Below are 4,831 nucleotides of genomic sequence, written 5' to 3'. Positions count from 1 at the left end.
GTTTCACAAAGGAGGATGAAAACCACCCCCCCAAGCCCCCCCTTGTTAAGGGGGGGAAAGTTCCTTTGGTGCTCAATGGCCAACGGCAATCCCCCCCTTTGTTCAAGGGGGGGCATGGGGGGGTCATTTTCGGATGAACCCACATGAACCAAGGTTCACAAAGGGACATGAAAATCAGCGGGACAAGAAAGTCCCGCCTATCCTCGTAGAGATGGATAGGCGGGGTTTTCTTACCCCGCCGGAAGGGATTTTAGGATGAAATGTAATAATGATAGGAGTATTCATGAGTGACTTTCTTACACCACGACAGATAGTTGAAGAGCTTGATAAATATGTTATTGGCCAGGCTAATGCAAAGCGTGCTGTTGCGATTGCATTGAGGACACGCTGGCGGAGGCAAAGGTTGTCTGATGATTTGCGGGATGAGGTGATGCCCAAGAATATCATAATGATCGGGCCGACCGGCGTTGGTAAGACAGAGATTTCAAGGCGTCTTGCCAAACTGTCTCAGGCCCCGTTTATAAAGGTGGAGGCATCAAAGTTTACAGAGGTAGGCTACGTGGGCAGGGATGTGGAATCTATGATTCGGGAGCTGACACAGCTTGCGGTAAATATGGTTAAAGATGAGAGGACTCATGTAGTAAGGGAGAAGGCGGGACGTCACGCAGAAGAGAGGATGCTGGATGTACTCCTGCCGCCTGTACAGAGGCCGGTTCAGGAGCAAGTATCAGAGACGGTACACCTTGATAACACAAGGGAGAAATTAAGGCAGCAGCTCAGAGAGGGTAAACTTGATGACCGTCCCATTGAACTTGACGTTAAAGAGAAGGCAATGCCTTTTGGGGTTATATCAAATGTTGGTATGGAAGATATTGAGATGAACCTGAAGGATATGTTAGGCGGTCTTTTCCCCGGGAAGAGTAAAAAGAGACGGGTAAAGGTAAAAGAGGCTTTGGCTATTATTACTGAGGAAGAGGTGCAGAAGCTGATAGATATGGATGAGGTGACCAGGGAGGCTGTGGCAAAGGTTGAGCAGACCGGCATAGTGTTCCTTGATGAGATAGATAAGATAGCGAGCAGGGAGAGGGGGCATGGGCCTGATGTTTCAAGGGAAGGGGTTCAGCGTGACCTGCTTCCGATTGTTGAAGGATCTACAGTTACAACAAAATACGGCCCTGTGAGGACAGACCATATCCTCTTTATTGCCGCAGGTGCATTTCATGTAACAAAACCCTCTGACCTTATCCCTGAGCTTCAGGGGCGGTTTCCAATAAGGGTTGAATTGGAATCACTCGGTGAGAAGGACTTTATCAGGATACTTACAGAGCCTAAGAATGCACTGATAAAGCAGTATACAGCACTTATGGAGACAGAAGGGGTTGAGCTTACATTTACAGAGGATGGTATCAGTGAGATAGCCGCCACCGCAGTTGCAGTTAATGAGCGTATGGAAAATATCGGGGCAAGGAGATTGTTTACTATTCTGGAAAAGATGCTGGATGAACTATCCTTTGATGCCCCTGAACTAAAAGAGAAGAAGATAGTTATAGATGCAGAATATGTGAAGGGGAAATTGGCAGATATAATTAAGGATCAGGATTTAAGCAGATACATTTTGTAAGGGGGCAGAAGTAAGAAGTAAGAAGTAAGAAGGTAGAAGTAAGAAATAATCTCTCCAGTGGGGGGAGGGATAGGTATTCTAATGATCCCCTCACCTTCAGGGAGAGGGTTAGGTATTCCAATGATTCCCTCTCCCTCAGGGAGAGGGTGAGGGTGAGGGTGGGGTTTAATGCAGCGTAACATAGAAAAGGCACAGATACTTGTTGAGGCATTACCGTATATAAAGAATCTTTCAGGGAAGACTATTGTCATAAAGTTCGGCGGCAATGCCATGGAGAGCGATAAACTGAAGGATATGTTTGCTGAAGATGTGGTGCTCACAAAATATTTTGGAATGAATCCGGTAGTAGTTCATGGGGGCGGTCCTCAGATTTCAGAGGTAATGGATAAGATGGGGAAAAAGCCTGTGTTTTTTGAGGGTATCAGGATTACTGACGGTGAGACAATGGACATTGTGGAGATGGTGTTGGGTGGTAAGATCAACAAAGAACTCGTGAACAGGATTAACCTGCTTGGCGGAAATGCTGTCGGTCTTACAGGCAAAGACGGGGGGCTTATTAAGGCAAAGAAATTGAGAAACCACGGCAGAGGCAAGGGAATAGACAGGGGACTTGTCGGCGAGGTTGAGAAGATTGACCCACAAATAATCCGATCATTGGAGGAGAGCAGGTTTATCCCTGTCATAGCCCCTATTGGTGTTGATGGAAAGGGCAAGACATACAACATAAATGCAGATACAGCCGCAGGGGCTATTGCCGCTACGCTGAAGGCAGAAAAATTGATATTCTTAACGGATGTGAAGGGTATCCTTAATAAAGACGGTAAACTTCTTTCTACACTGAACCGTAAAGAGGTGTTGAAGCTGATAAAGAACGGTGTTATAACATCCGGCATGTTACCCAAGGTCAAGGCGTGCCTTGCAGCCATTGACGCCGGGGTCAAAAAGACCCATATCATTGACGGCCGGGTTACACATTCCATACTCCTTGAGATATTTACTAAGAAGGGGATTGGGACGGAGATAGTAGCTTAAAGGATAGTGAACAGTAAGCAGTTAGCAGTTAGAAGCAAGAAGTCAGAAGCCAGAAGCCAGACAGAAGAAGCAAGAAGTTAGAAGTAAGAACAAAAAGTTCACAACTCGATTCCCTCCCCTTCAAGGGGAGGGGTAGGGTGGGGATGGGGGGAGAATGAAAAGTCAGCGTAAATTCCGAAGGTTAAGCATCATGAGCATTGGCTTCTTAAAGGTCACCGGTGATAAGAAGAGCCATGAGGTGTACATTGCCAATATCAGTAAAGGCGGGACCGGTATCTACATGAATAAGCTGCTCAAGGTTGGTACGCCGATAGAGATTACCTTTACTCAGCGGGATTTTGATGGTGAGAGAAAGTTTGAGGATAAACCCGGTACTATCGCATGGTGTTCGAGATGCGGTTCAGTATATGCAGCGGGTATAAAGTTTGATACACCGGTAGCATCGAATCTGTAAGGAGTTAACTCACAAGTAGAATTATTATCCCAAGTACAATCCTGTAATAAACAAACAGATTCACCTTCCGTCTGCTGAGGTAGAGCAGGAGGTATTTAATGGCAAGAAACCCTGAGATTGCTGATGCAAAGAAACCACCAATGAGCGGCTGTAATCCGGTTTGCGGGAGTCCTGTTTTGTAAACGTGAATAAGACTCAGCAGTCCGCCGGCAAGGATAATCGGGGTACTTAACAGGAATGTAAAACGTGCTGAGGTCTCACGGTCAAGGTTTCTGAAAAGGCCTGCTGTAATGGTTATGCCGGAACGAGATACGCCGGGGATAAGGGCAAGGGCTTGGGCAAAACCAATAATAATCGAATCAAATATATTAAGATGATGAGCTTTCCTCATCTTCCTTCCCTTCGCCTCTGCCCACCATAAGATAATTCCAAATAGGATAAGTGTAATTGCGATCAGATGAGGAGACCTGAAGATAGTCTCTATCTTATCTTTAAACGCAAGACCGGCAACACCTGCCGGGATAGTGCCGATTACTATATACCAGCCGAACCTCCCCTCCATGTTCAATTTTCCCATGCTGTCTTTATGATTCGTAACCATCCCATGAATTATCATGTAAAAGTCCTTATAGAAGAAGGCAATTATACCTGTAAGAGTACCCAGATGGAGGACAACGTCAAACAGCAACCCTGGTCATTCCATCCAAAAAACCATGGTGCAAGGATGAGATGGGCAGTACTGCTTACCGGCAGGAACTCAGTAAGTCCTTGTATGATTCCTAAGATAATGGCTTCAAGCATTTCGGTAGGTGATAATAGCAATAACATAGAAGGATGTCTATAGATAATTACAACTGTACAATTCTGTATAAAGATTGATATTAATTGACACCCAATTATGATGTGACTATACTGGATTTGTGGAAAATATTAACACATATCTGAGAGATTAAAATGGCTAAACCGGTAATTATAGAAAAAGAGACATTTGAATATGAGGATATAAATTTCCTTCCTGATGGGAATTATGAGATTATTAATGGGGAGCGAAGGGAAATGGCACCTACAGGTTTTGAACATGGTGATTTTGAAAGTATCTTTTCTGAGTTATTGCGAAAACATTTAAGGAATAGAGGATATGTTGCAGTAGGCGAAGTAGGGGTAATTATAAAGAAGAAGCCGCTTACACTCAGGGCAGCAGATGTTGTGTATATCAGCAAAGAACGATCTCCTGAAAGGCCAAAGGGGATGATGGAGGTCTCTCCGGACCTGATAATAGAGATAGTATCAGAGACCAATACTCAAAGTGAACTTACAGAAAAAGTAAAAGACTACCTTTCAATTGGTGTTACAAGAGTAGTCCTTGTTGACCCACAAAGCAAGACCGTCAGTGTTTACAAACAAGGTAAACGGGAGGTTTTGTTTTTTGAATTTGACGAAGAGTTTGAGTTGGTTGAGGGATTGAAGGTAAAAATGAATGATATAATTACTTCTTAAAAAGGCCCTGCCGGATTTTTTTAAATCAATGCTTACCAATTTTATTATGACGTTTATCCCGCTCTTCGTGGCCTTTGATGCCATTGGTGTCCTGCCTATTTACATATCCCTTACCCAGGATATGGAGGATGCTGTCAGGGCTAAGGTGCTGAGACATTCGGTAATTACGGCAACGGCTGTAACCGTGTTATTCCTGCTGATCGGCAAAGGTGTATTCATAACTCTTG

At 44.5% G+C, this 4,831-nt stretch carries 5 protein-coding genes and 1 pseudogene; 5 read left to right on the top strand and 1 reads right to left on the bottom strand.

The window, feature by feature from the left end; genetic code table 11:
- Window positions 1-283: 283 nt before the first annotated feature.
- From hslU to HZA08_02630, 3 genes are all read left to right on the top strand, one after another.
- The gene (hslU, locus tag HZA08_02640; GenBank protein ID MBI5192322.1) at window positions 284-1,621 is read left to right on the top strand and encodes an ATP-dependent protease ATPase subunit HslU; all 1,338 of its coding nucleotides are present in this window, start codon (window positions 284-286) and stop codon (window positions 1,619-1,621) included.
- Window positions 1,622-1,789: 168 nt separating this feature from the next.
- Window positions 1,790-2,653: an acetylglutamate kinase gene (gene argB / locus HZA08_02635; protein ID MBI5192321.1), complete on the top strand. Its 864-nt coding sequence runs from the start codon at window positions 1,790-1,792 to the stop codon at window positions 2,651-2,653.
- 154 nt (window positions 2,654-2,807) lie between these two features.
- Window positions 2,808-3,107 carry a PilZ domain-containing protein gene (locus tag HZA08_02630; GenBank protein ID MBI5192320.1) on the top strand — a complete coding sequence of 100 codons (300 nt, stop codon included), beginning with the start codon at window positions 2,808-2,810 and terminating at the stop codon, window positions 3,105-3,107.
- 4 nt (window positions 3,108-3,111) lie between these two features.
- On the opposite strand, the pseudogene uppP reads toward HZA08_02630, so the two are convergent.
- Window positions 3,112-3,908: pseudogene (uppP, locus tag HZA08_02625) on the bottom strand (undecaprenyl-diphosphatase UppP).
- A gap of 153 nt (window positions 3,909-4,061) precedes the next feature.
- Here uppP and HZA08_02620 point away from each other — a divergent pair.
- Both HZA08_02620 and HZA08_02615 read left to right on the top strand, forming a co-directional pair.
- Window positions 4,062-4,604, top strand: a complete 543-nt coding sequence (locus HZA08_02620) for a Uma2 family endonuclease (GenBank protein MBI5192319.1) — start codon at window positions 4,062-4,064, stop codon at window positions 4,602-4,604.
- A gap of 46 nt (window positions 4,605-4,650) precedes the next feature.
- A partial coding sequence (locus HZA08_02615) for a MarC family protein (protein MBI5192318.1) occupies window positions 4,651-4,831 on the top strand: 181 nt, incomplete at its 3' end.

This window comes from Nitrospirota bacterium (assembly GCA_016212215.1).
In the GTDB taxonomy this organism is placed as follows: domain Bacteria; phylum Nitrospirota; class 9FT-COMBO-42-15; order HDB-SIOI813; family HDB-SIOI813; genus JACRGV01.
This window is presented reverse-complemented; position numbering and strand designations above follow the sequence as displayed.

What these genes read in the sequence shown, in the direction of transcription:
- HZA08_02630 (MBI5192320.1), top strand. Translation starts at nt 2,808, where the DNA reads ATGAAAAGTCAGCGTAAATTCCGAAGGTTAAGCATCATGAGCATTGGC.
- hslU (MBI5192322.1), top strand. Translation starts at nt 284, where the DNA reads ATGAGTGACTTTCTTACACCACGACAGATAGTTGAAGAGCTTGATAAA.
- argB (MBI5192321.1), top strand. Translation starts at nt 1,790, where the DNA reads ATGCAGCGTAACATAGAAAAGGCACAGATACTTGTTGAGGCATTACCG.
- HZA08_02620 (MBI5192319.1), top strand. Translation starts at nt 4,062, where the DNA reads ATGGCTAAACCGGTAATTATAGAAAAAGAGACATTTGAATATGAGGAT.